Source organism: Micrococcus sp. HMSC31B01, assembly GCF_001816085.1.
In the GTDB taxonomy this organism is placed as follows: domain Bacteria; phylum Actinomycetota; class Actinomycetes; order Actinomycetales; family Micrococcaceae; genus Micrococcus; species Micrococcus luteus.
Genome location: NZ_KV824845.1, coordinates 1 through 2,000 on the forward strand (window position 1 = coordinate 1; position 2,000 = coordinate 2,000).

Sequence of the window (2,000 nt, forward strand, 5' to 3'; positions counted from 1 at the left end):
CCATGGGGCTGGCGATGCACAGCACGAGGCGGTCCGCGCCCTCGAGCTGCGAGGTCAGGCGCACCGTGCCGCGGCGCGGGGCGTGCTTGAGGATGTTCGTCACCGACTCCTGCACCACACGCAGCACGGTCAGCTCCAGGGAGCGCGGCAGCTCGTCCAGCTCGGTCAGCGAGCGCTCGACCGCGAACCCGGCCGCGTGCAGCTGGGCCTCGAACTCGTCGAGGCGGGCCGGCAGGTCCACGACGGCGTCCCCCTCCGCCGTCTGCGCGTTGCGGGAGGAGCCGCGCAGCGCGGTGAGCATGCGGCGCAGGTCCACGAGGGACTGCCGGGCGGCCTCCTCGATGGCCTTCTCCGCGGCGGCCCGTTTGTCCGGGTCCCTCTGGGTGGGCAGCATGGCGGCCTGCATCGAGATCACGGTGAGCCCGTGCGCGACGACGTCGTGCAGCTCCGCCGCGATCCGCTGCCGCTCCGCCTCCGCGGCGCAGGCGGCGGCCTCCTCGGCCCGGCGCAGGGCCGCCTCGCGGTCCCGGGCCCGATGCCGGGATCGGCGGATCATGAAGGCCGGCACCGCCACGCACAGCGCGACGATGAGCGTGATGACCATGACGCCCTTGAGGCTGTCCTCGTCCGCCCACGTGCCGTCGGTGAGGACCTCGCCCGCGACGGTGAGCAGGATGAGGGCGCCCAGGGCGAACCAGACGAACACCCGGTGCGAGTACCGCGTCACCATGGCCGCGCCCAGGACGACCCCGCCACTGAACGCCTGCGGGGTGAGGTGCGCGTGGTCCGCCTCCACGAGGCCCACCAGACCGAACGTGCTCCCGAGCAGCACGAACACCGCCGCGAGGGTGGGCTGCCACCCGAACAGCAGCGTGACCAGCACGCTCGCCAGGAACAGGACCCAGCGCAGGAGCGGCTCCCGCCCCTCACCCGTCAGCCCGCCGTCCTCCTCGAGGATGCCCGCGAGTTCGGGGTCAGCGCTCAGCCCGGCGGCCACCGTGGGCCCCAGCACCAGGGTGAGGATCTCCCCCAGCACCATGAGCCCGACGATCACGTAGAGGACGATCCGCATGTGCCGGGAGACGGGTTCCGTGCGCAGGATCGCGGGCAGGCGGGAGTCCAGGGGAGACTCGGCGGGCGGGCGCGACGTCGCCGTCGTCGTCCGAGCCGGGGCGGGCGCCGCGATGCTCATCCGATGTCCACGAGGCCCGCGCGGGCGGCGCGGATGAGGATCTGCACGCGGTCACGGACCTGCCACTTGTCCAGGACCTTGCCGATGTGGGACTTCACCGTGGCCTCCGCGAGGAACAGGGCGCCGGCGATCTCCGCGTTGGAGGCGCCCTTGGCGAGCTCGCGGACCACGTCCAGCTCGCGCTCGGTGAGGTGCTCGTGCGGGGCGAGGGGCTCGGCCGGGCAGGGGTCGGCGTGCTCGGGGGCCGCGGTGACGGCCTCCACCAGGTCCGCGGCCACGCGGGCGGAGAACACGGCGTCCCCGGCGTGGACGCGGCGGATGGCGTCCACGACCTCGGCCGGCGGTGCGTCCTTCACGAGGTAGCCTGCGGCGCCGGCGCGCAGGGCGGGCACGAGGTACTGCTCGGAGGAGAAGGTGGTGATCGCCAGGACGCGCACGCCCGGGGCCTCGGCGGAGATGCGCGCGGTGGCCTCGACGCCGTCCATGCGGGGCATCTGCATGTCCATCAGCACGACGTCGGGGGCCAGCGTGCGGGCCGCCTCGAGGGCCTGGACCCCGTCCTCGGCGGAGCCGACCACCTCGAGGTCCTCGGCCTGGGCCACGAAGTGCTCGAGGGCGGTGCGCATCAACGCCTGGTCGTCGGCCACGACTACTCGGATCATGGCGTCCAGCCTAGGAGGCGCACAGGCCGCCGCGCGTCCACCGAAGGTCGACGTCGGCCCCCGCCTCGGGGCGGACCGGGCCGGCTCCCGCGCCCGGCCGGCCACCGCAGTCCCGGCGCCTCCGTGGGCAGAACCCACAACCCCGT

The 2,000-nt window shown here is 74.2% G+C and carries 2 protein-coding genes; both read right to left on the bottom strand.

Going from position 1 to position 2,000, the window contains the following annotated elements; genetic code table 11:
* On the bottom strand, positions 1 to 1,192 hold a 1,192-nt coding region (locus HMPREF3105_RS00625; protein ID WP_070708530.1), incomplete at its 3' end, for a sensor histidine kinase.
* Complete coding sequence (locus tag HMPREF3105_RS00630; RefSeq protein WP_070708531.1) at positions 1,189 to 1,854, bottom strand: response regulator transcription factor; 666 nt, start codon at positions 1,852 to 1,854, stop codon at positions 1,189 to 1,191. The genes HMPREF3105_RS00630 and HMPREF3105_RS00625, both read right to left, overlap by 4 nt.
* Between the last annotated feature and the right edge of the window lie 146 nt (positions 1,855 to 2,000).